22 protein-coding genes are annotated in these 21,054 nt (G+C 71.0%); 2 read left to right on the top strand and 20 right to left on the bottom strand.

What is annotated here, in order from left to right; genetic code table 11:
• Positions 1 to 6: 6 nt before the first annotated feature.
• Positions 7 to 1,416, bottom strand: coding sequence for a type VII secretion-associated serine protease mycosin (gene mycP, locus IEY60_RS20205; protein ID WP_189030556.1), 1,410 nt, complete (start codon positions 1,414 to 1,416; stop codon positions 7 to 9).
• The gene (eccD, locus tag IEY60_RS20200) at positions 1,413 to 2,873 is read right to left on the bottom strand and encodes a type VII secretion integral membrane protein EccD (protein ID WP_268241482.1); all 1,461 of its coding nucleotides are present in this window, start codon (positions 2,871 to 2,873) and stop codon (positions 1,413 to 1,415) included. The genes mycP and eccD overlap by 4 nt, the downstream gene beginning before the upstream one ends.
• A gap of 158 nt (positions 2,874 to 3,031) precedes the next feature.
• On the opposite strand from eccD, the gene eccA reads away from it, so the two are divergent.
• Entirely contained in the window at positions 3,032 to 4,867 is a 1,836-nt protein-coding gene (gene eccA, locus IEY60_RS20195) for a type VII secretion AAA-ATPase EccA (protein WP_189030554.1), read from the top strand.
• Positions 4,868 to 4,911: 44 nt separating this feature from the next.
• On the opposite strand, the gene eccB is transcribed toward eccA, so the two are convergent.
• Positions 4,912 to 6,411 (bottom strand): type VII secretion protein EccB, encoded by a 1,500-nt coding sequence (gene eccB, locus IEY60_RS20190; RefSeq protein ID WP_189030552.1) that lies wholly within the window; start codon positions 6,409 to 6,411, stop codon positions 4,912 to 4,914.
• A gap of 117 nt (positions 6,412 to 6,528) precedes the next feature.
• Here eccB and eccE point away from each other — a divergent pair, with 117 nt between their 5' ends.
• On the top strand, positions 6,529 to 8,265 hold the full coding sequence (eccE, locus tag IEY60_RS20185; RefSeq protein ID WP_189030550.1) for a type VII secretion protein EccE: 1,737 nt from the start codon (positions 6,529 to 6,531) through the stop codon (positions 8,263 to 8,265).
• Between the two features lie 57 nt (positions 8,266 to 8,322).
• Here the strand turns inward: eccE and IEY60_RS20180 are convergent, their stop codons facing one another.
• The 17 genes from IEY60_RS20180 to IEY60_RS20100 form a co-directional block, all read right to left on the bottom strand.
• Complete coding sequence (locus IEY60_RS20180) at positions 8,323 to 8,625, bottom strand: WXG100 family type VII secretion target (protein WP_229739981.1); 303 nt, start codon at positions 8,623 to 8,625, stop codon at positions 8,323 to 8,325.
• Between the two features lie 31 nt (positions 8,626 to 8,656).
• On the bottom strand, positions 8,657 to 8,986 hold the full coding sequence (locus IEY60_RS20175; protein WP_189030548.1) for a WXG100 family type VII secretion target: 330 nt from the start codon (positions 8,984 to 8,986) through the stop codon (positions 8,657 to 8,659).
• A gap of 43 nt (positions 8,987 to 9,029) precedes the next feature.
• Positions 9,030 to 9,818 (bottom strand): ESX secretion-associated protein EspG, encoded by a 789-nt coding sequence (locus tag IEY60_RS20170; protein ID WP_189030546.1) that lies wholly within the window; start codon positions 9,816 to 9,818, stop codon positions 9,030 to 9,032.
• Entirely contained in the window at positions 9,815 to 10,798 is a 984-nt protein-coding gene (locus tag IEY60_RS20165; RefSeq protein WP_189030544.1) for a PPE domain-containing protein, read from the bottom strand. Before IEY60_RS20165 ends, IEY60_RS20170 begins: the two co-directional genes overlap by 4 nt.
• Positions 10,798 to 11,100, bottom strand: a complete 303-nt coding sequence (locus tag IEY60_RS20160) for a PE family protein (protein WP_189030535.1) — start codon at positions 11,098 to 11,100, stop codon at positions 10,798 to 10,800. The genes IEY60_RS20165 and IEY60_RS20160 overlap by 1 nt, the downstream gene beginning before the upstream one ends.
• 28 nt (positions 11,101 to 11,128) lie before the next feature.
• Positions 11,129 to 12,451, bottom strand: coding sequence for a hypothetical protein (locus IEY60_RS20155; protein ID WP_189030533.1), 1,323 nt, complete (start codon positions 12,449 to 12,451; stop codon positions 11,129 to 11,131).
• Between the two features lie 2 nt (positions 12,452 to 12,453).
• Entirely contained in the window at positions 12,454 to 12,765 is a 312-nt protein-coding gene (locus tag IEY60_RS20150; RefSeq protein ID WP_189030531.1) for a type VII secretion target, read from the bottom strand.
• Positions 12,766 to 12,865: 100 nt separating this feature from the next.
• Positions 12,866 to 13,162 (bottom strand): YbaB/EbfC family nucleoid-associated protein, encoded by a 297-nt coding sequence (locus IEY60_RS20145; protein WP_189030529.1) that lies wholly within the window; start codon positions 13,160 to 13,162, stop codon positions 12,866 to 12,868.
• Positions 13,163 to 13,186: 24 nt separating this feature from the next.
• Positions 13,187 to 13,519 carry a hypothetical protein gene (locus IEY60_RS20140; RefSeq protein WP_189030527.1) on the bottom strand — a complete coding sequence of 111 codons (333 nt, stop codon included), beginning with the start codon at positions 13,517 to 13,519 and terminating at the stop codon, positions 13,187 to 13,189.
• Between the two features lie 9 nt (positions 13,520 to 13,528).
• Entirely contained in the window at positions 13,529 to 14,308 is a 780-nt protein-coding gene (locus IEY60_RS20135) for an ESX secretion-associated protein EspG (protein WP_189030525.1), read from the bottom strand.
• Positions 14,305 to 16,101, bottom strand: a complete 1,797-nt coding sequence (locus tag IEY60_RS20130; RefSeq protein WP_189030523.1) for a hypothetical protein — start codon at positions 16,099 to 16,101, stop codon at positions 14,305 to 14,307. Before IEY60_RS20130 ends, IEY60_RS20135 begins: the two co-directional genes overlap by 4 nt.
• A 167-nt stretch (positions 16,102 to 16,268) precedes the next feature.
• Positions 16,269 to 17,036, bottom strand: a complete 768-nt coding sequence (locus tag IEY60_RS35885; protein ID WP_229739980.1) for a toxin-antitoxin system YwqK family antitoxin — start codon at positions 17,034 to 17,036, stop codon at positions 16,269 to 16,271.
• Positions 17,033 to 18,223 (bottom strand): hypothetical protein, encoded by a 1,191-nt coding sequence (locus tag IEY60_RS20120; protein WP_189030521.1) that lies wholly within the window; start codon positions 18,221 to 18,223, stop codon positions 17,033 to 17,035. Before IEY60_RS20120 ends, IEY60_RS35885 begins: the two co-directional genes overlap by 4 nt.
• Positions 18,216 to 19,790, bottom strand: a complete 1,575-nt coding sequence (locus IEY60_RS20115; protein ID WP_229739979.1) for an antitoxin YezG family protein — start codon at positions 19,788 to 19,790, stop codon at positions 18,216 to 18,218. Before IEY60_RS20115 ends, IEY60_RS20120 begins: the two co-directional genes overlap by 8 nt.
• Before the next feature lie 22 nt (positions 19,791 to 19,812).
• Complete coding sequence (locus IEY60_RS20110) at positions 19,813 to 20,253, bottom strand: TY-Chap domain-containing protein (protein WP_189030519.1); 441 nt, start codon at positions 20,251 to 20,253, stop codon at positions 19,813 to 19,815.
• Entirely contained in the window at positions 20,250 to 20,744 is a 495-nt protein-coding gene (locus tag IEY60_RS20105; RefSeq protein WP_189030517.1) for a DUF6301 family protein, read from the bottom strand. The genes IEY60_RS20110 and IEY60_RS20105 overlap by 4 nt, the downstream gene beginning before the upstream one ends.
• Positions 20,741 to 21,022 carry a hypothetical protein gene (locus tag IEY60_RS20100; protein ID WP_189030515.1) on the bottom strand — a complete coding sequence of 94 codons (282 nt, stop codon included), beginning with the start codon at positions 21,020 to 21,022 and terminating at the stop codon, positions 20,741 to 20,743. The genes IEY60_RS20105 and IEY60_RS20100 overlap by 4 nt, the downstream gene beginning before the upstream one ends.
• Between the last annotated feature and the right edge of the window lie 32 nt (positions 21,023 to 21,054).

Here is a 21,054-nt window from a genome sequence, read left to right as displayed (position 1 = left end):
TGCCCTCTACTCGAATTCCGAATTCAGGTCGGGTCGCCGCGTGCGGAACGGGAAGGCCAGTGCCGCACCGACACCGAGCACGGTGAGCAGTGCCAGCGAACCCCCGATCGCGACCAGGCGCGGGCGCGGATCCGGCGGTTGCGGTGTGACCGGTGCCGCGACCGCGTGTCCGCGGTCGGCGCCCGCGCTCACCGGTTCGGTGGGCAGCGGCGCGGTCAGCGCGGCCAGTGGGTCGATGAGCCCGGCGCCGATCGCGTCGTCGCGGCCGCGCCCCGGCGCGTGCGCGGTGCGGGTGATCCGCTCGATCACCTGCTGCGCGGTCAGGTCGGGGAACTTGGCCCGCACCAGGGCGGCCAGGCCGGCGACATACGGTGCGGCGAAACTGGTCCCGTCGACGGGCTGCACACCCTGCGCGGTCTGCACGCCGTCGACCAGGCCGGTGCCGCCCGGCTTGCTGTCGAGCGAGACGATATTGCGCCCGATCGCGGCGGCGCCCACCCACGGCCCGCGCAGCGACAGCGCCGAGGGCGCGCCGTCGGCATCCACCGAGGCCACCGACAGCACGTAGGGGGTGAACCACGCCGGGGTCGGAATGGTCGTCACCGCACTCCAGCCCGAACCCTGGTTCTGGTTCTCGCAGGCGCCGCCGGTCTCCACGTTGCCCGCCGCGGCGACCACGACGACATTGCGGTCGTAGGCGTATTTCACCGCGGCGCCGAGCGAGCTGTCGGCGGTGTCGGAACCGGCTGAGGTGCAGGCGACTTCGGAGATGTTGATGACGGTGGCGCCCATGTCGACCGCGCGGACGACGGCCGCGGCCAGGCTCAGCACGCTGCCGTAGCCGTCGCTGCGCAGCTCGCCGGGCGGCTTGGCCACGCCCTTCCGGTCCTTGGGTTCGTAGGCGAGGCTGAGCTGGCGGATCGTGAGGATCTCCGCGTCCGGCGCGACGCCGACGAAGGCGTCGTCGGGCGACGGGCGCGCGGCGATGATGCCGGCGACCAGGGTTCCGTGCCCGTCGCAGTCGACGGTGCCGTCGGTGTCGCTGACGTAGTCACCGCCCGCCTGCAGGGCAGGCAGCCGCGGATGCCGGTTGACGCCGGTATCGATGACGGCGACCTTCTGGCCTGCACCGCGGCTGAACTGCCAGGCGGATGGCAGGTCGAGCACCTGCTGGGAGGTCGGCGGCTCGCTCGGCGGCGAACCGCGCAGCACCGGTTCGGCGCACAGCTCACGCTGTTCGGTCGGTTCCAGAGGTGCGGGCCTGCCGCTGAGGATCACCGCGGCGTCGAGCGCGCCGGGATCGATCGTGGGTGGCGCGATCGCGGTGGCGGGCGCGGGCACGCCCGCCACCGCGGCGACGATCGCCGCAGCACAGCTCACGCGGACCGCCGCGCGCCACCGGGGTGTCCGGGTCATATGTTGCGCGCGGTCGAGTACACGTCCATGACCCACAGGGCCAGTGGGATCAGCGCGATGATGAGCAGGTATTCGAAGATCTCGATCATCCGCCGTGTCACCGGTGTCACCTCGCTATGCGGCCCGATCACCCCGAAGCCGACCACGCCGAGCGCGGTGACCAACAGGATTGCCACCGCGCCGAATTCGAGGGAGTCGTGGCCGAGACCGAGGCCGCTCACCACGGTGAGCAGGGTCAGCGCGCCGCCCACGATCAGGGTCGCCGCCTGGCCGAGATCGGCGTAGGAGCGCCCGCGCAGGCACAGGATGATCGCGGAGATCACCGCCAGCGCGACCCCGCCCGAGTGCACCGGCCCGAACGGATCGGCGGCACCGAAGGCGCCGATGCCCGCCGTCACCGCGCAGGCGACGACCAGGCCGGTCTGGATCTGATTGGCCACCCGCGCCCGCTCGCCGAGACCTGCGGCCGACGGCAGCGCGATCGCGCCGATGGCGCCGACGCCCTCGATGGTCGGGCGCTGTTCGTGGTCGGCGGGGTCGATCGCGCCGCCCGCGGTCGGTACCGGCGGAATGGGCAGACGGGCGGCCACCGCGGCCAGCCGCGGCACCGAGGACAGCAGCACGATGGCGGCGATCAGCACGCCGGCGAACAGTTTCGGCAGGCCGGGATGCCAGATCAGGTACACCGTGGCCGAGACGGCCGCGATCACGCTCATCGTGATCGCGGCGGCGAACAGGCCGGCGCCGGTGCCGGTCACCCGGTATCCGGCGACCGCGGCCACCAGCATCACGATGCTGCCGAGCAGCACGTGCGGCGCGCCGAGCCCGCCGGGTACCAGCAGCGCGCCACCGCCGAACAGCAACAGCAACGCGTCGAGGGACAGCCAGTTGCCGGTCACCGGGTCGAGGTATTTCCTGGCCGCGATGCCCGCGGCGGCGGAGGCCACGATGCCCGTGCCGAGCAGCGCGAAGGCCGGGGCCAGCGGATCGCTGTCGGCCCGGGTGTCCACCAGCAGCGCGAGCGCGGCGAGGATGGCGACGGTGGCCAGCACCAGGCCGGTCCAGCGCGCGGCCGCACCCGACCAGCTGCGGAATTCGCCTGCGGTGAGCCGGGATACGGCGTCGATCACGTCGTCGAACAGCGCCGGCGATTCCTTGCGCGTCACCGGGCTGAGCACCAGCAGCTCACCGTCGTAGACCTCGGCCTCGGTGAGGGTTCGGCTGGGCGCCAGCGGGTCCTGCCCGAGCCGGGCGAGGGTCCAGTGCTGGGCGCGCACCGGCGCCGTGTCCTCATCGCCCTCCGGCACGCGCGGATCCCGGGAACGGATCAGGGCCACCAGGTCGCCGATGAATCCCGCGATCGGCACCGTGGCAGGCAGTCCGATGTCGAGCTGCGTGTCACCCCCGATCACCGAAACCCGGCATAGTTCGGGCTCATTGCCTAACAACGTCGACACCAGTGATGAACTCTCAGTCGTAGCTGACTACTTCCGTTGCGACCACCCGGCAGCGTTACCTAATCTAACGGACAGGGCAAGTCGGCGCGATCGCAGCTTCGGTCGCCGGGTTGAACGTAATGCATACACCAGACGAAGATTTCGGGGTCCGACACCACATGCCAGACATTCGCCAAGCCCAGCGTGCCTTCGACGCAGGTGTACTGTCGCTCGGCCTGTCCATCGATGGTCAGGAGTCCGCGCGCGACAACGAATACGCCAAACTGGCCTTCCAGCGCGCGACCGAATGGGATCCCTCCATGTGTGACGCCTGGCTCGGCCGCGCCGCGGCGGGCGAGGTAACCAAGGAGGTGCTGTTCAACCTGCACCGCACCAGCCTGGACTCGCTCGGCCGTGAACAGCGCAGGCTCGGCCTGGCGCCGCGCGCGATGGCCGGCCGGTTCCTGCCTGGCCTCTACATCGACTACCCGCTGGCCGCGCTCACCGAGATCTGGCTGGCCTGGGCCGCCCAGCTGATCGCCGACCAGGACTACGACCAGGCCGAGAAGATCCTCGACGAGCTGGCCGAATTGCGGCGCGGTCGCCCCGACGACCCGGACAAGCAGATCGACGACCGCATCTGCACGTATGTACGCGGTGTCCTGCACTACAACACGCAGCGCTGGTCGGACGTGATGACCGTGCTCGCCGGGTCGGCCGAGTGGAAAGACCCCTATCTGGCCACCGGCGCGCACGTGATGGTGGGCACCGCCTGCGCGCAGCTCGGATTGTTCGGCGAGGCGATCCGCCGGATGGAAGCTGCCGAGGCGGGCCCGATTCCGTCCGCGCGCTTCACCGCGATGTACAACCGCGGCCTGTGCCTGCGCGAAGCGGGCAACGAGACCGAGGCACAGGCGCTGTTCGAGCAGGTGTACTCACAGCTGCCCGACTTCGCCGCCAACACCACGGCGATGCGCGACCGCACCTTCCGGATCGTGGTCACCAGCCGCGAATCCATCGACGCCAGAACGAACAAGTGGGATCCGGCCTCCGCGCCGACGCTGGCGCAGATGAACCAGGCCGACGCCGAGGACCGCGCCAAGAGCGTGCTCGCCGCCGCTCGCGCCGAACTCGACAAGCAGGTCGGCCTGGCCTCGGTGAAGACACAGGTCGCCAAGCTGCAGTCCTCCGCGCAGCTGGCCAAGATCCGGGCCGAGAAGGGCCTGTCGAGCCAATCCCGCGGCCAGCACCTGGCTTTCACCGGTCCGCCCGGAACCGGTAAGACCACCATCGCGCGCGTGGTCGCCAAGATCTACTGCGGTGTCGGCCTGCTCAAGACCGACAAGGTGGTCGAGGCCAAGCGTGTCGACTTCGTCAGCCAGAACCTCGGTGGCACCGCGATCAAGACCGAGAAGCTGATCGACAGCGCCATGGACGGCGTGCTGTTCATCGACGAGGCCTACACCCTGATCCAGACCGGCTTGTCCGGCGGCGACGCGTTCGGTCGCGAGGCCGTCGACACCCTGCTGGCCAGGATGGAGAACGACCGCGACCGGCTGGTCGTCATCATCGCGGGCTACGACGGCGAGATCGACCGGCTGCTCACCGCCAACGACGGTCTGGCGTCCCGCTTCTCGAAGCGACTGCAGTTCCCGTCCTACACCCCCGCGGAGCTCGGCCGGATCGGCGAGATCATTGCGGGCAGCCGCGATTCCCAGCTGTCCGAGGCGGCCCTGGCGGCACTCGTCGAATCGTGCACGTTCCTCTACGAATTGGAGAGCACCGATCAGAGCGGGCAGCCGCGGCGCGGCGTCGACCTCGCGGGCAACGGCCGCTTCATCCGCAATGTCATCGAGGCGGCCGAGGAGGAGCGCGAGTTCCGGCTGGCCAACGACACCGAGGTCGATCTGTCCGAGGTCGACGACGATGTTCTGATGCGGATCGAGGAATCCGATATGCGGACCGCGCTGACCGGCATCATCGCCACCCTGAACGTCGGGCGTCAGCCCAGCTGACCGGTCGCGGTGGGCGGTCCGTCCGGATCGCCCACCGCCGGTGGTTATTTCGCGGGCGGCAGCGAATCGAAGCTGGTGAGCGCGTCCTTGGCCGACAGCGTCGGGCCCGGCACCAGCTGACCCACGATCGACCAGGGCGCCAGCCGGGGCTTGTCACCCAGGCCGAGAACGGCCGCGGTGGCGACGTCCGGCACACCGTAGCGAACACCGTTGTCGCCCACGTAGAACAGCGACTCGCGGCGCGGGCTGCCGGGCTCGATGCCCGTGACCTGCACGTACTCACCGGAACTCGGCGGCAGGTACACCGCGTCCACCCGGTCGCCGGTGCCGTCGGCGGTCGAGAGCACAACCGGTTCGGCCGAATCGGCCAGCGGCAGCTCGGTGCCGGTCAGCAGCGAGACAACGGCCCGCTCCCCCGGGCCGTCCATCGACTTGCCCGGCGCCGGCGCGGCACCCGGATTCTTCGACCAGCTGATGCAGGCCACCGGCGCGTCCTCGGCGGCGAGCACGCGCGGCTTGCGCTCGGGGAAGTCGTCGACCGGCAGGCTGTGCACCACGGGCACCCGGTCGAGCGCGTCCGGCGCGACGACGGCGATCTCGCGCATACCGTGCGAGTCGGCGTTGCGCAGCAGCTGCGCGGTGAACTCGGACACCGGCTGCACGCCCTCGGCAAGCACCACGTACAGCGACTCCTCGCGATCCGGCCCCGGCACCGAGATGATGCCGCCCACCGGCACATTCGACAGCTTGGCCGGGCCCGGCGAACCGGCCTGCTGAATCGCGGGTACCGCCAGCGGATGGCCCTCGGTGGTGGCGCCGAGGAAACCGGTGCCCATCGGGCGCGGCTTCTGGCCGGTCAGGCCGAGCGTGCGGGTCACCACCGAATCGGTGAGGTCCACTTCGGCCCGGCTGCCCTGATACACCAGGTAGGCCTTGTCCCCGCGGCGGACCAGCAGCGCGTCGTCGGGGGCGGCCGTGCCGATCCGGTCGCCGAGGGCGGGCTTGCCGACGATCGCGGTGGTGAGGCCACCGGTGGTGCCGGACGCGCCGCCGGTGGCCGAGAGCTGGGTGGTCTCGCACAGCGTCCAGTTCGAGCTCGCGCCCTGGTCCGAGCCGGGCAGCGCGGCGGGTGCGCCGGGAATACCGAGCAGCGGGCCGCGCGGCAGCGAACCCAGCTTGTCGTCCTTGACCGCGTTCGGCGATTCGGCCGCGCCTGCGATCAGCCGGGCCGAGGCCAGGTTGAGCACGGGGTGCAGCGTTTTCGCGCCGTCCTTGCTCTGTACAACGACATACATCGCGCCGCTCTGTTTCCCGGTGACGATCAGCGAATCACCGATCGCGCCCTGCGGCTTCAGAAATCCCAGGATCGCGGCGCCCGCGACGATGATCAGCCCGAGGACCGCGCCCACCATCAGCGACCGGCTCTGTGAGCGCATGGGATCGTGCAGCATCCGCACGTCCCGCCGGATCAGCGCGTGGTCGAGTCTGCGAAGCAGAAACCGATAACCGTTGACCTGGGCCTTGGTTGTCAGCTGTGCCGGCACACGCTCTCCATTGCTGCGATGATCACGTTCTCGTTCGACACGGTACCGTAATTCCGGAAATCGACTTCACCATGTTTCGACGTATGCCAGCCAGGGACAACGATTTTGAACAATGGGATGAACGCCCGGGAAACCGGTGGCGACAACGTTTACGACACCTTGCGTGATCCGGAATTCTGGCTGTTCCGCATCTTTCCGCTGCGGGCCTGCGTGCCCGTCGCGGTCCTCGCCGCGATCGTGGCCTGGGTGGTGCTGGCCACCACGAATTCGGTGCCCGGTGCGTACGGTGGCGCGGCGGCGGTGCTGCTGATCGGGCTGATGCCGATCCGCAGGCGCACGCCCGCCGTCCGGTTCGGCGGCTGGCTCGCGCGCAGGCTGCGCGGCCGCGCCGACACCCTCGACCGGGCGCCCGCCTTCGACGTGCCGCTGGCCGAGGGCGGCGGCTGCGGCGTGCGCTGGGACGGCGATCTGCTGCTGACCATGCTGCGGATCGACCCGCCGCCGGATACCCTCACCCTGCTGCGCCGCGGCTCGCTGAGTGCCGACCAGTTGCTTCCGCTCACCGAGATCGCCCGCTGCCTGGACCAATTCGATGTCCAGCTGGTCGGCATCGACGTGATCGCCACCGGGGCGCGCACCGCGGGCACGGGCGCCGCCGCGCAGCTGTACGACCGCATCCTCGGTCCGCTGCCCGCGATCGCGCACCGCACCTGCTGGCTGGTGCTGCGGCTGGATCCGGTCGCCAACGCCACCGCCGTCGACAAGCGTGGCGGCGGCGCCGAGGGCGCGCTGCGCACGATGATCATCGCGACCCGCCGGGTCGCCAACCGGCTGGCCACGCACGGCATCGACGCCGCCGTGCTCACCGCCACCGAGCTGAACGCGGCGGTCCGCCAGCTCACCCACGGCTTCGACCCGCTGGAGCTCACCGAGACCGCCTACGGTCTGTCGACCGAGCACCGCCATCTCACCCACTACCAGCTGACCGCGCCGATGATCGGCACCAACGGTCTGGCCGACATCTGGGCGACACCGAGCCTGTCGACCACGGTGACGATGCGTCTGCACCCCGGCGCCCGGCGCACCGCCCGCCGCGACGACAAGGTGGGCACGGTCGTGCTCAACGCCGTCGTCCGGTTCGACACCGCGGTGCCGCTCGACGAGGTGCCGCTGCCCGGGTTGCGCGAACTTCCCGGCAGCCAGCGGCGCATCCTGCTCGACACCCTGCCGATCGGTGCCGCCGACGATCTCGGCGGCCGCGACGGCTACCGCGGAACCCTCACCGCGCTCACCGACATCGCCGTCCCGACCACCGGCTGCGGCCAGCTGATCGGCGCCGACGAACAGGGTCAGGGCATCGCGGTTCCGCTGATCGGCGCCGGCACCCGCCACGTGGACGTGATCGGCAATCTCGATCTGGCCCAGCAGGTGGTGCTGCGGGCCACCGCGCTCGGCGCGCACGCGGTCGTGCACACCACGCGGCCGCAGGCCTGGCAATCGATGGTGGCGAATCTGGCTACCCCGCAGCTGCTCTCGATCGCGCCGCGCGCGGCGGGCGCGACACCGCAGCCGCAGCCGGGACCGCCGCCGGTACCCGCCGCGCCGTACCCGACCACCACCGTGCTGGTCTACGACGGCATCGCGCCGACGGCACACCTCGGTGGCGCGACGATCGTCGAGGTCCGCACCGCCGAACGCGAGGCCGACGCGGTGGAACCCGATGTCACGCTGGTGCAGGACCCGTACGCGCCCAACCGGATCACCGTGCGTACCAGCACCGGCAGCGCGACCGTGACGATGGTGACCACGCCCGACGAGATGCACTACATCGGCGAATCACTCGCCGCTCGCTGAGGATCGAACGCGAACCGGCCCGTGTGGAGAGTCCATACGGGCCGGTGTCGCTGATTCTTAAAAGTCGGCGAAGCCGTCGCCGACCTTGCCATCGGCCTCGAGGGCGCGATTGAGGGCCGACTCCACCTGGGCCGCCAGTTCGTCGAGCCGCTGGAGGGTGTCTTCCAGACCACCATCCTTGATCAGCAGCTTGTCGTAGGTGTCCTGGAAGCCGGCCTGGGCCTTGTCACCCTGCAGGTTGGCTTTGAAGTCCTGCGCGGCGCCCTCCAGTGCGGAGATCTCGCCCTTCATCTTGCCGCCGAAGGTCTGCAGGTCGTTGAACAGCTCGTTCATCGCCGCGGGATCGTAAAGAATGGTCATGCGCTGAATCCTTTGGTGTGCGTCAGTTTGTCTAGAGCGAGGTGAGCGGACCGGAGGACGCGGGTGCGCCGCCTCCGGAGAGCCCCTGGCCGTCCACGCTCACGATGGTGGACTTACCGATGCCGACGGCTTCGGTGAACCGGTCGAACCGCTGGTTGAGGTCCTGGGCTTCGTCGTGCCATGCCTTGGCGACCTTGACGAACTCGTCGGAGGCGCTACCCTTCCAGCCGCGCAGCACTGCCTGAGCAGCATCGTCGATCTCCCGGACCGAATTGCGCAGGTTGCTGATCGTTCCCTCCAGATTGGAGACGACCTTGTCGATACCGCCGGCTTCTACACCTACTGGTCCCTGAGGGGGCATTGTCGAACCTTTCCTTCTTGATGGGTGACACGGAAGATGGCTGTTACGGCTGCCACCTCCCACCGGGAAGCCCCTCGAGGAGCGCACCGATCGCCTGGGTGAGGCGGTGGTCGGTGCCCGGCGTGATGGTGGACCACACCTGCCCGTCGGGCGCCGTCATCGGCGCGACGACGATCCGGCCGCGCGCGGTGTCGTACACCGCGACCGCGCCAGGGGCTCGGGTGGTCAGCCCGTCGTGGTGGACGGAGGCGGTGATCTCGGTGAAGCCGTGGCAGGAGCCGAAGGCCGCACCGAGCACCGTCGCTTCGTGCGCGTCGATCCCGAGCGCATACATCGCGTCCACGTAGTCGCTGGTTGTCGTCGCGCCGTCGAGCCGGCGGGCGAGGTCGTCGGCCGCGACGCTGACCGTGCCGATCTCCGCCTGCGGACAGGCGGGCAGGGCGGTGAGCAGCAGCCGGGTCAGTTCCCGGTCGGAGCCGTCGATACCGGGGGTGGCGAGCTCGAAGGTGGCGCCGGACCTGGTCGCGACGGCGTGCTGAGTGCCGCGGCGCGCCAGACAGATCCGGACCTGCTCGTCGGCGCGGTAGCTCCGCGCGGCCAGTTCCGCCTCGGGCATGGTGAGGGTGAACAGCGCGTCGGCCAGTCCTGGCTCGACATCGCCGTACCCGTCGAAGACGCCGCGGGCCGTGAGCTCGGCCACGGCGTCGTCGCGCGCGGCCTGCCAGGCCTCGAAGGTGTCCTGTTGCGGGCCGACGCCGAGCACCAGCGGCAGGGTCTGCACACCGAGCCGCTCGGCGACCGCGAGCAGGGAGTCGTTGGTCAGTGTCGTCACGCGGCACCACCACCCGTCTGGGTCGTGCTCTGCTGCGGTGCCGGACGTTCGGCGACGCCGAGAACCGCCGGCGCGGCCTGGATCTCGCCTTCGGCCACCAGCTGATCGGATTCCTCGAAGGCCAGGCCCGCGCGCGGGAAGCGGGCCGCGTCCTGCGCGCCCGCCGTCGGCGCCATCGCGCCGGGCACGACGGGGGCCGCGTGACCGGTGGTGGCCGCGGCGACCGGAGCGGGCTGCGCGGTCGGCGCGACCGCGGTACCGGACTGGACGAACACCGGTGCGCGATAAGCGGTCTGCACCGGGGCGGGCAGCACCGGCATCCCGGCGAACCCGCCCATCATGCCCATGCCGGGCACGACGGGTGCGCCGGACACCGAGGTGGACTTGGTTCCGGACTCCTCCGCCAGCAGCGCCGCCTCGGGCACGATCGGCGGGGGCGGCACGTGCAACCACGGGTTCGCCAGCGGCTCGGTGGCGGCCTCGTAACTGCGCATCACCCGGGACGCGACGGCCTTGGCGACATCGGCCTCGGCATCGGTCTCGGCCGCGATGGCCTTGATCGGCGCACCGAGCATGGCGCCCACCTGTTCCAGCGCCTTCTGCGCGGCGGTGATCGCCGCGATATCACCCGAATTGGGCATGGCACGGGCGGCGACCTCGTAGGCCAGCACCTGCGCCTGCATCCTGGCGGCGTTGGCCGTGGCGGCGGCCGCCGTCTCGAACAGCCAGTCGCGCAGGGTCGAGATACGTTCCCACACTTCGTCACTGCGGCCGGACCGCCAGGACCCACGCAGTGTCTGCAGCACCTGCTCGTAGTCGAGCACGGCCGCGCCGAAGGCCGCGGCGAGCCGCGTCCAGGCGGCGGCCGCGTCGGCCATCGGCATCGGTCCGGGGCCGGTGGTGAGTTCGGTGGCCAGCCGTTCCGGCTCGCGCGCCTCCCACACCACACCGGTGAACCCGGGCTGCGGCGGTTCGATCATCAGGCGGAGAAACCGCTCGTGTTGTCGGTCTCCATCCGATCGAACTCGGTGACCTGCGCGCGCAGGGTCGCGGCGAGCTTGCTCATCTCGCGCGCGCCCGACTCGGCACCGGTCAGGTAGTCGTCGGCGACGCCGTTCGCCGTGCTCGCCGCCCTGGCCGACACCTCGTCGGTGCCCGCGGGCGCGACGTGCAGCGCGGGCGCGACGGCGGTCAGCTCGGTGGAGAGCCGATCGACGATGGCGTCCAGCGCCGAGGCGGCCTTGGCCGCTGCGGCCGAATCGAATTCGAAGGTGTTGCTCATTGCCACTCCTGTCGTGGTCGTACCCGCGTCACAGTGTGAGTTCCTTGTCGGGCGGTGCCTCGGTGGTCACCGGCTCGGCGCCGCCGACGACCGGCATCGACACCCCGTCGATCTGGCCGACGACCTCGTCGCCGTGGTGGCCGGTGACCAGTTGGGTGTGCACCGCCTCGTTGCCGCCACCGTCGACGGCCCTGGCCATCGGCGCGCCCGCGCCGCCGGCGCCCATCGGCATGTAGCCGGGTGCGGTCGAACTCGTCGCGGTGCTCGCCGTGCTCCCGGTCGCCGGTGCGGCGCTTGCCATTCCGCCGAGCCCGACGGTGGACATGCCGCTGCCGCGGCCGCCCTGCCAGGGGCTCAGCGGCGTCGCCGCGGCGGCGACAGCACCGACCCCGCCGATCGCGCCCATCCCACCGCCGCCACCGAGGCCCGCGCCGGCCGCCGCGTCCTCCGCCGAGATGGCCTCGCCGGTGGTCGCGGTGTCGGTGGTCGTCGTGCCGGTGGTGTTCGTCGTGGACAGCGACGTCACCTGCTCGGCCAGTGAACCGAGCGAGGAGGCCGCCGTGGTGGCGGTGCTGATCAGCGGCGTGATCATGCTCATCAGCTGGGACAGCGACTCCGACGACGAGTCGACGCCGGTCGGGGCGTTGGTCACCTGGACCTTCTCGCCCGCGGTCGTCATCTCCGCGCTGCGGCCGACCAGCTCGATCTTGGTCTCGGCGGTGATGGCCAGCGCCTCGGTCATCGCCTCGATCGTCGCCGCGACCAGCACACCCTGGCCGACCGGGGTCATCGCGTAGAGCGGGGCGAGCGCGACCGTGGCCGAATAACGGGCGATGACCGCGCCCAGCTTGGCCGCGCCCACCGCGACATTGCCCGCCGCGCCGGCCAGCACCGCCTTCTCCTGGGTGCTCTGCGCCGCCAGCTTGGCGCCGTCGGCCTGGGCCGCCGTCGCCTTCGTCGCCGCCTCGGAGGCCGCGGCGCTCTGCCACAGCGACATCACCGTCTGCAGCGCCGTGGAGCCCAGCGACATCATGGTGCTCAGCACCGAGCTGACGTTGGACAGCATCTCGGTCGGGTCGGCGCCGGTGCCGCCGAGCTGGCCGGTGCCGAATGCGGACGCGAGCTGGGTGAGCGGCTGCATCAGCGCGGTCAGATCGATCGTGGGCAGCGGCGGCATCTCGGGCAGCTGCACGAACTGTGGCAGCTGTGGCAGCTGCGGCAGGCCCATCGAGCTCAGCGCCTGGCTCACCGGCTGGTCGAGCAGGGGCGCCATGGCGCTGCCGCGCAGCAGTTCCAGCACGGTCGGATCCAGCGCTACGCCACCGGACGGCGCTCCCCCGGGAAACGTCATGGCTACTTGATCACCGAGGCGATGCCGAGCTTGCCCGCCGTGTCGGCGCCCTCATAGGTCGTCGCCGCCTGCGTCGCGGTGAGCGCGGTGCCCGCGTGGACGGCAGCCAGCTCCGCCACCGAGGTCAGGTGGTTGGCCTGGGCGTAGGCGAACGACAGCAGGAATTCCTGCCCGATCAGGCCGAACACCGGCACCACAGCGGCGACAGTCGCGGCCTGGTCGACGGCACCGGCCTGCGCCACCCCGGCCGCCATCGTGGCCGAAGCACCCGCGTACGCACGAACTGCATCGGGAACTACCGCAACGTGATTCATGACCATCGTCCAATCTCGAAACAGCCCTTGGTGTTTCGTTACTTTATCTACCCGTTCCGGATCGGCGCTATGCGTCGCACCGGTGAAGATCAGTTGAATCTCACGTGCCCGCTTCGTTGAAGGCGGTGATCAGCCCGGCGCGTTCGCCGTAGGCGCGGTAGGCGGCGGCCCGCGCGGTATCGACCAGCACGCGCTCGAAACTCTCCGGCGTCAGCTTGCCGACGGCGGGCGAGAACTCCAGCCCCACCATGGCGCCGGTGCCGTCGACGGTCACCGTCACGGCACCGTCAGGCGAGGTCTCCTGTGCCCGGATGTGCTGCGTCGCCTCGCTCAGATCCTGCAGCCGGTACAGCTGCCCCTGCACGCGGGCGATGAGTTCGTCCATGGTCTCGACCATGTCCTGACCTCCTCCCTGGCCGGCTCATACAGAACGCAGCCAGCTCTCCGGTTCGGTGTCGTATTCCTGTTCCTCGACGATCTCCGCCGCCGCGACCTCGGCCTCGGTCGGCAGCCCGGTCGCCGCGAGCAGCCCCGGATCGAATCCCGCCTCGGCCAGCTGATTTCGCCGCGCCAGCCCGGCCCGGTTGGCCGACTTCTGGCACAGCCGCAGCACCTCGGCCGCCAGCGCACCCGGATCCCCGCGCAGCTGATCGGCGGCGATGGTGATACCCACCGGCAAGCCCCGCTCGGTGGTACGCACCTCGATCGCGCCCGTCAGCGACGCGGCGGTGAACTCGGTGGGAAACTCGTCCATCTGCCCTCCCTACGCACGATCATCCTTGATGGCTCTGACAATTTCGGCGATGTTCATATTGATCAGCGAAACCATCCTGCGACGGTCGGCGGGGACCACCCTGGCCGGTGTGCCGGGGACGATCACGTACCGGCCGTCGTCGACCACATCACGCCAGACCAGGTACAGGCGCAGAATGCCGCGCGGCCCGAACCGCGACGACCCCTGCTCGAACTCGATCGTGCCGGTCAGATCCTCGGGCTGCTGGAGGAAGTCGGCGCCGTCCGCGGCGGGGTCGTCACCGGTGTCGTGCACGAGCGAACGGCCGAACGAGAAGTCGATGTCCTGCGCCATCCGGTCGACGAGCTCGAAGTCGCGGCGCCTGCCCGCGTCGGCCGAGGGAAAGGCCGCGGCCACCGCGTCGCCGAGCGCGAGCGCGTCGTGCCTGGTGACCGTGAAGCCCGCCGAGTCGAGCATGGTCTCCCCCGGCTCCTGGCGCACCAGGAACGCGTCGTCGCCCTTGCGCACCCCGAGGATCCGCAGCGACCGCTTCGGATTCGCCGGGTCGAGCCCGTCGACGCCGCGGGCGATCACCCGGATGTCGGGCCGGGTGAGCGCCTCGACGAGCTGGGTCAGCTCGGCGCCACCGCGGCGGCGCAGGGCCTGCCAGGCCTCCCGCTTGATCCGGACGCTCTCGGAATAGGTCTGCGGCACACCGCGATAGCTCAGCGGCTGCGGCAGACCGTCCTCCTTGAGTTCCTCGTACAGCGCGGCGAACTCGACCGGGGTGAACTCCAGCACGGCTGTCACTGCTCGATGACCGGTCTCGCCACGATCGGCGCCGCGCCGATCGCCTCCTCGAGGTGCTCGACCGAGTCGAGGTAGTCGGCCCGCTTGTGTTCCTTCTGCTGACCGCCCGCACCGGCGCCCGCGCCGCCCATCGGGGCCATCGGCATGCCGCCCATCGGCGACCCGGCGCCACCCGCGATGCCCGCGCGGCTCGCCATCCCTTCCAGCCCGGTCGCGGTGACCGCGGCCCTGGGGAACAGGCTCGACGCGTTCTGCAGGTTCTGGGCGGGCAGGCCGCCGCCCGCACCGCCGCCCGCGCCACCACCGCCACCGCCGCTCTTGGCGGCCGAGGTCATCTTCTTGGCCTGTTCCTCGAGCGCGGAGTTGAGCCCGGCCAGGCCGGGCACCGAGGACAGGGCGCTCTGCTCGGCGGCGGAGCTGGCCTGATCCAGCGCCGACTGCGCGGCCGAACTCGCCTGCTCCATACCGGAGGTGAGCGCCGAGGCGGCCTGCTCCAGTCCCGAGGACGCCGCCGACTGCGCCTGCTTCGCCGCGTCCTCGGCCGCCTTGGCTGCCTGCTCGGCCGCGGTGCGGGCAGCCGCCTTGGCGGCATCGCTGGCGGCCTGCTGGGCGGCGGTCTGCGCGGCGCTGGTCAGCGCCGACATGCCGTTCTGGAAGCCGGACGACAGCCCCGAGGCGCCGGCACCGGAGCCCGACCCGGAGCCGCTGCCGGACCCTGTCCCGGTACCGGTACCGGTACCGTTCCCGGTGGGTTGACTGCCGGTCGTCGGCGGGATCGGATCGGGCAGCAGCGCGATCACGTCCGCGGTGTGGTCCACTCCCAGCACGTAGGTGTTCTTCATCGCGTTGGCGTAGCCCTGCTGGTGCGTGAGCTCTTTGCGGGTCTCCCAGGCGCGCACCGACTCCGGCACCATGAGCGGCACCTCGGTGGCACTCACCGCCTGCAACGACGTCCGGGTCGCGTACACCCAGTCCGAGACGTACTGCAGCGCCGTACCGAGAGCCTTCATGCCGTCGACGAGGTCCTTGTTGCCCGTTCCGTAGGCGGTGATCGCCTGCCGGGCGCGATCGGCGCCACCGGCGTTGCCCGGGCTGCGCCAGCTGCTCTCGGTGGCGATCATCGCGTTCGACAGCTCGTCGAACTTCTCCTTCAGCCTGCCCGCCAGCCAGGTCCAGTCGGTGGCGGCCTGGGCGACGGTGACCGACATGTCCGGGCTGGCCATCGACGCGATGATCGTCTGGTATTGCGCGTAGGTGAACTGCGTCGGGTCCTCGGCGTTGACGATCATCGGGTCGAACTTCAAGCCCTTGGGCATGAGCAGGCTGTCGGGGACGCCGCCGCCGTCCTTCTTCAGGACGGTGATGTCCATACAGCGACCGAAGGCCTGGGGGCGCTGGCCGAGACTCTCGGTCTTGCCCTTGTCGGCGTTGATCCGGCCGCGCAGCGCCGTGAAATCGGCCTTGCCGCCGGTGTCGCTGTCGCTGTAGGCCTTGCCCGCCGCGAGGAAGGTGTCGCCCATGTCGTCGAGGATCTTGGTGTGGTCATCGAGGATGCTCTTCAGGTCGCGGCCCTTGGCCGAGAAACGGTCGGCCAGCGCCGCCGCCGACGGGACCACCGCGGCGAACGCCTTGAGGTTGTCCACCTTGGCCAGCTCGGCCTTCACCGAGTTCACCCGGATCCGGACTTCGATCGCCTCGTTGACCAGACCTTCGATGACCTTCGGCTGCAGTTCCAGTGCACCGCTGAGCGACTCGCTGCGCAGCCCACTCCACGGATTGGGTGTCTCACCCATACGCGACCGTCCTCCTCATCACCACACGGGCGCCCCTGCGACGAGAGAGCCAGCCAGCGCGATCGATTCTTTCGTCGTAGCAACGATTCTAATGTCGCGGAAATGAATCGCGCATGTACAGTGCCGATCTCGCTGGTGGCTGCGGGTCGACAATCGGTTGGCGGAGGTCAGCGGAACCGGTCGACCGCCACGTGGAAGTTCGGGTCGGCCTGATCGAATCGAGCTGGGCGGTAACCGTTCTCGCGCAGGTGGTCGAGGAATTCGGTGGGCAGGGTGAGCGGGTGGCCCGCGTAGTACTCGATGAAGTCGGCACGCCAGATCCACTCGCCGTCCGAGTGCAGGGAGGCGCCGCCGGGAATCCAGCCTTCGCCGGCGAGCAGGTCGGGGACGGCGGACATGATGTCGAACACCCGTGGCGCCGCGCGCAGATACGCGAGCACCCGTGCGTGCTCGGCGGGCGGTTCGGACGCCAGCGCGGCAGTGAAGGAGGGCAGCTCGTCGCGCTCGCCGTCGTACATCTCGCGGTACATGCCGAGCGGCTTCAGCTCGACGACGTCGCCGGGCGCGCCTGCCACCAGCCGGTTTTCGATCAGGGCGCCGTGCTCGTCCCAGCGTTTGCGCAGGCGCAGATAGCCGGGCCTGGCGTAGACGTCGAGGGTGGCCAGGGTGCCGTCGCGGCGCCATTCCCGCCACTCGCCGACGGCGAGGCCGCGCTGCATCAACCCCTCCGAGGCGAGCACGCCGTTGTCGTACCAGGCCTGGCTGAGCCCGTCGTCGTAGCCGTCGACGAACGACCACCGGCCGACGACGATGCCGTCGGGGCCGGTCTCGATCGCCTGACCGGTGTAGGGGGTGCCGCGGTAGGTGGTGCGGTCGTCGTCGGAGCCCAGGTGGAATTCCGGATCGTCGACGTCGAGCGCCGTGCTGTCGGTCATCTGGTGGTGTCCCTTCCGGTCGCGCCCGCGACGGTGAGCTCGAAGAACGCGCCGTCGATGTCGAAACTTCCGTCGTCGCCGAACAATTCGGTGAGCGCGGCGCTGGTGACCGCGCCCGCCTCGGCCGCGGTCACCAGCGCCGTCACGGCGGCGAGCCGGTCGCCGGTCGCGCCGACGAGATCGGCGATCACGCCGGCCACCGTGTCGGTGGTCCAGATGCCGGGCACCGCGGGGGCCAGTTCGGCGGAGGTGGGCGAATCGCCGCGATACCAGGCGCCGCCGTCCCACCAGTAGCAGAACGACAGCAGGCCGTCGGCGCAGCGGCTGTTGAGCGTCGGCTCGGCCACCCACGACGGCGCGCCCCGATACAGCTCGGGCATGGCGGCGCCGTCCTGGTAGGTCTCGCGCAACCGGGGCGCGTCCCACACCCCGCCGGAGAGCACGGCGCGCTCGCCGGGCAACCGGACCAGGGTCGATCCGCTGCGCTGGGTGCCCTCGAACACGCACACGCCCGGTGCGATCCGGGGTCCGAGCGGCGAGCCGACCGCGACGAACGCCGCGGCCAGCACCGCCCAGCGCCGGGCGATCAGCGGATACGGCGGGAACTCCTGATCGGGCTCGGAGCGGACCGGTTCCCGGCCGCGGACACGATCGCGCAGCTCCTGTTCGGCCGCCTGCCGCGGGGTGCGAAGCTGGCGGTCGCCGTGGCCGACATAGGCCGCCAGCCACACCGGCAGCGAAGCACGCGGATAGATCTCCAGGTCGCTGCGATAGGCCGCGGGCGCGAAGAGCTGGCCTGGCGGGAACGGTTCGGCGCCGTAGTCGTAGTCGATCTCCATCTGCCCGTCGCCGGTGAGGTCGAGCAGATAGCGCCACCACGCCTGGTCGTCACGCTGGGCCGAGAGATGCCGGTGCTCGCGGACGAGAGCGAGCACGTCCTCGGCCGGGAAAACCCGCACCGCGCGGCCCTGTTCGTCGGTGAACATCACCACCGCCGCTTCGGCGGTCACCGTCATCGCGAACGACGCGGTGAGCCGCCACCAGCCCTGCGGGCCGAGTTCGGCGAGCTCGAGACCGATCCGGTAGCTGAGTGCCGACATCCGCTCGGCGACGTCCGCGGTCGGCGGCTCGGCGGTGCCGACCGCGGCGCCCGCGTCCGGCCGGTTGTCCGTGTGCTGCTCAGCCATGCCTCTCCCGATACCGACGCTCGAAATCGTCGATGAATATCGATGGCGCCACCGCCGACGACGACCGTTCCAGCACACCGTCGTCGGCGACGTAGTAGATCGCCCTGCCGATCGCGATCTCCCCCGGTTCGACCGGGACGTAGACCATCCAGCCCATCGACAACCGGTCGGCGCGCAGCTGCGCGACCGGGAAGGCGGCGGGGTCGACGGCGTGCTCGGCCAGATACTTGCCGACCAGGGCGATGGCCTCCCGGCGCGGCATCGGCCACGCCGACTCGGTGGTCACCACGCCGGCGACGACCAGCTGGAACAGCCCGCCGTCTAGGTCGAAAAAGCCTTCGTCACCGAATAATTCGACCAGCGTGCCGCGCGTGACGACACCCGCTTCGGCGGCGGCGACCAGGGTCTCGGCGGCGGCGCGCAGCAGCGCGGGTGGCTGATCGTCGATCATCCGGGCGACGGTGTCCGCGGTGGACTCCGCCGAGAACACCGGCGGCACCGCGGGGGCGATCGCCTCGGACGCGGGCGACTCGCCCTGATACCAGGCGCCGTCGTCCCACCAGTAGCAGAAGGTGAGCAGCCCGCCCGCCGCGCGGCGATCGAGGGTCGGGGTGGCCACCCAGTCGGGGGCGCCCGCGAACAACCGTGGCAGTGCGGCACCGGTGTTGTAGGCCGCGCGCAGGCCGGGCTCGTTCCAGACACCGCCGGACAGCACCGCGCGATCGCCGGGCAGGAGATACAGCGAGCTGCCGTGCCGCTCCCCGGTGTCGAAGCGGGCGATCGACGGCAGGAACCGCGGGCCCCACTCGTCCTCGACCGCCACCGCGCCCGCGGCCAGCACCGCCCAGCGCGCCACGAGCAGCGGCAGCGGCGGCAGTCCGGGCACCGCGACCGGCTGCGTTCCCGCCGCGGCGTCGGCACGGGCCGCGGCCGCTGCCGCCACGGGTGCGCGCAGCTGGCGGTCGTCGTGCGCGAGATAGGCGGCCAGCCAGAACGGCAGCGCCCCTCGGGGAAAGGCCTCGAGATCGGCCTGGTAGGCGCCCGGCGGGAACAGGTGGTCGGCCGGGAAGGGCTCGTCGCCGTAGTCGTAGTCGACCTGGATGCGGCCCTCCGGTGTGAGTCCGAGCATCAGCCGCCACCAGGGTCCGTCGCCGAGTTCGGCCGACAGCTGCCGATGCTCCCGGATCAGCTCGAGCACCTCGGCCGACGGGCGCAGCCGGGTCACCCGCTGTTCGTCGTCGGAGTACACCGCGAGCACGATCTCGGCGGTCACGGTCATCGTGAAGACCGCGTCCAGCCTGCGCCAGCCGGCCGGGCCCTGGGCGGCGAGCGCGCGGGCGGCGCCGTGCACCAGTTTCCTGGCCTCCTCGGCCACATCGCGGACCACCGGTTCCGGCGCGAGGGTGAAACTGACGTCGACCTCGTCCTCGGCCGGTTCGGGGGCCGTGCTGTCGGCGGAGTCGGGTGTGCGCGCCGGCTCGTCGACGGAGTCGGGTGTGCGCGCCGGCTCGTCGGGCTCGTCGGGCCGTGGCGCTGCCGGGGCCGGTTTGTCGGTGGGGCTGGTCACGTCGGGCAATCTCCTGGCGAGGTCAGGCTCGCGGTAGGCGGAGCAGGGGTAGGTCCAACGGGCGATTGCCGGACGACTCGTCCCAGGCGCGATAGGTCAGCGCGTCGGGCGTGGCGATGCCGAAGCCGTCGCGCAGACCGGTCACCACCATCGCGGCGACGGTCCGGTACCGCGCGGGCGTGGCGGGCCACGGCGTGTCGATCCACCAGTTGCCGGGCAGGCCGTCCTCGGGTGGCTGCCAGCCGGCGTCGGTGATCATCCGGATTCCCGTCGGGCCCGCGCGCAGCGACTCGTCGAGCGCCGGCTCGCCCGCCAGCTCGGCCGACAGCATCGTGTCGAGCTGCCGGAACTGCGCGTATCGCGGGGATTCCGTGCGGGATTCGTGGATGATCAGCACCGAACCGGCGCTCAGCACGGCGAGCTGTCCGGCCAGCGCGGCGGCGAAGGCAGACCAGTCCGTCACGACAGGCCGCCTTGTCGCTCGGCCTCGATATTGCGGTCGTCGGCCGCCAGCCGGGCATCGGTCACCAGCGACAGCACCACCGACACCGGCGACTGCGCCAGCACCAGGGTCGTCCCTGTGCCCGCCCAGCGAATCTGGGGCCACCGACCGGGAATTCGTCCGGTCGGTTCGCCCAGCGTCGCGGTGAGGACCGCGGCCAGTTCGGCGAACGCGGTGCGGATCCGTTCGGCGCCCGCCGCGTCCTCCTCGACGAAATCGGTGAGCCGGGTGTCGATCCGCACGGCCTTGCCGCTCGCGCCGTGCACCTTGCCGCTGCCGGCGCCGAGGCCGGTGTCGAGCAGGACCCAGTTCGGCCGGGCCAGCACCACCCGCCAGCCGAATCCGGCCGCGAGCTCGGCGACGTCGGCCAGGTTCCAGGACCAGTCCAGGTCGCGCAGCCGGGTCACCAGGTCGGTCAGGTCACCGGCCGAGGGTGTGCGCCATTCGGTCACTGCGCGGCCTTCCCGTCGAGTTCGTCGCTGAGGCGGGCCAGCGCTTCCCGGCGGGCCCGCCGGTGCGAGCCGTCGAGCTGGGCGGCGAACTCGGCGCGTGCCGCGGTCACCAGCTCCGCGGGAACCTGCGGATGGGCGCGTGCGATCGCCCAGAGTGCCTGGGTGGTCTCGTTGTCCAGCCCGGTGTCGGTGCGGAGTCCGCCGCCTACGCACACGGAAGCGAGCATCTCGTCGAAATTGGCGCGGATCTCGTCCTCGGTGGGATGGTCCGTGCGCATGCTGCCTCCTCGTTGGTTGGTCCCGGGCGCGG

Origin of the sequence: Nocardia rhizosphaerihabitans (assembly GCF_014646295.1) — a bacterium.
Classification (GTDB): domain Bacteria; phylum Actinomycetota; class Actinomycetes; order Mycobacteriales; family Mycobacteriaceae; genus Nocardia; species Nocardia rhizosphaerihabitans.
Note: the sequence above shows the minus strand (reverse complement) of the source record. Positions and strands in the feature narration are given on the sequence as shown.

Coding starts and splice junctions, on each gene's coding strand:
- IEY60_RS35885 (WP_229739980.1), bottom strand. CDS start 17,036: ATGACCGACAGCACGGCGCTCGACGTCGACGATCCGGAATTCCACCTG.
- IEY60_RS20155 (WP_189030533.1), bottom strand. CDS start 12,451: ATGACGTTTCCCGGGGGAGCGCCGTCCGGTGGCGTAGCGCTGGATCCG.
- IEY60_RS20175 (WP_189030548.1), bottom strand. CDS start 8,986: ATGCCCCCTCAGGGACCAGTAGGTGTAGAAGCCGGCGGTATCGACAAG.
- IEY60_RS20165 (WP_189030544.1), bottom strand. CDS start 10,798: ATGATCGAACCGCCGCAGCCCGGGTTCACCGGTGTGGTGTGGGAGGCG.
- IEY60_RS20150 (WP_189030531.1), bottom strand. CDS start 12,765: ATGAATCACGTTGCGGTAGTTCCCGATGCAGTTCGTGCGTACGCGGGT.
- IEY60_RS20140 (WP_189030527.1), bottom strand. CDS start 13,519: ATGGACGAGTTTCCCACCGAGTTCACCGCCGCGTCGCTGACGGGCGCG.
- IEY60_RS20160 (WP_189030535.1), bottom strand. CDS start 11,100: ATGAGCAACACCTTCGAATTCGATTCGGCCGCAGCGGCCAAGGCCGCC.
- IEY60_RS20145 (WP_189030529.1), bottom strand. CDS start 13,162: ATGGTCGAGACCATGGACGAACTCATCGCCCGCGTGCAGGGGCAGCTG.
- eccE (WP_189030550.1), top strand. CDS start 6,529: ATGAACGCCCGGGAAACCGGTGGCGACAACGTTTACGACACCTTGCGT.
- IEY60_RS20100 (WP_189030515.1), bottom strand. CDS start 21,022: ATGCGCACGGACCATCCCACCGAGGACGAGATCCGCGCCAATTTCGAC.
- IEY60_RS20180 (WP_229739981.1), bottom strand. CDS start 8,625: ATGACCATTCTTTACGATCCCGCGGCGATGAACGAGCTGTTCAACGAC.
- IEY60_RS20120 (WP_189030521.1), bottom strand. CDS start 18,223: ATGGCTGAGCAGCACACGGACAACCGGCCGGACGCGGGCGCCGCGGTC.
- IEY60_RS20130 (WP_189030523.1), bottom strand. CDS start 16,101: ATGGGTGAGACACCCAATCCGTGGAGTGGGCTGCGCAGCGAGTCGCTC.
- eccA (WP_189030554.1), top strand. CDS start 3,032: ATGCCAGACATTCGCCAAGCCCAGCGTGCCTTCGACGCAGGTGTACTG.
- mycP (WP_189030556.1), bottom strand. CDS start 1,416: ATGACCCGGACACCCCGGTGGCGCGCGGCGGTCCGCGTGAGCTGTGCT.